The sequence below is a fragment of the Vibrio sp. 10N.222.55.C6 genome (genome assembly GCF_041473395.1).
Classification (GTDB): Bacteria; Pseudomonadota; Gammaproteobacteria; order Enterobacterales; family Vibrionaceae; genus Vibrio; species Vibrio crassostreae_C.
Window position 1 is genome coordinate 1 of the sequence record NZ_JBFRSD010000223.1, and the last position, 558, is coordinate 558.

The 558-nt window shown below is 42.8% G+C and carries 2 protein-coding genes; one reads left to right on the plus strand and one right to left on the minus strand.

All coding sequences use genetic code 11. The features are described from left to right. Positions 1–160: response regulator transcription factor (locus AB4486_RS23350; RefSeq protein WP_372118927.1), on the minus strand; the 160-nt coding region annotated here is incomplete at its 3' end. An 84-nt stretch (positions 161–244) separates the two neighbouring features. On the opposite strand from AB4486_RS23350, the gene AB4486_RS23355 reads away from it, so the two are divergent. Beyond that, a partial coding sequence (locus AB4486_RS23355; RefSeq protein ID WP_372118924.1) for a DUF5666 domain-containing protein occupies positions 245–558 on the plus strand: 314 nt, incomplete at its 3' end.

A 558-nucleotide genomic window follows, 5' to 3' on the forward strand; every position in this document is an offset into this window, starting at 1 on the left:
TCATTATGTCCATGATAATCACGTCATAATGATTCTCAGACGCTAACTTTAACGCCGCTTCTCCATGATAAGCACAATCGATCACCATCCCTTCTAACTCTAGGTAATCGGCAATGGTTTCTGCAACATTGTGGCTGTCATCAACGATCAAAACTTTCATCGATTTATTTCACCTTTCTTCACGAGTGCTTCACGTTTGAGTTTATAAGATACACCCTCAATAAACCAAATAAAGAGTATATAGATGAAAAAGTTAGCGCTGATTTCGGTTGTCGGTTTAATTCTAACTGGCTGTGGCGGTAGTGACAGCAATAGCAATGGAAGCAACGATAACAACACGCAAGCTCCATCAGCAATTCAAGGTACCATTGACTCTGTTTCTGGCAACACCATTGTTGTAAATGGCTATAGCTATCAAGTAGACAGCGCCACTTACGCGGGTGAGGACGTGGCTATTGCAGACTTAGAAAAGAACATGATGGTCTCTATTTCATCTAATGCTCGTAGCGCTTCAGCTCACACTGGCGGGGCTCAAGTTGGTCTTGAACCGACCATCGT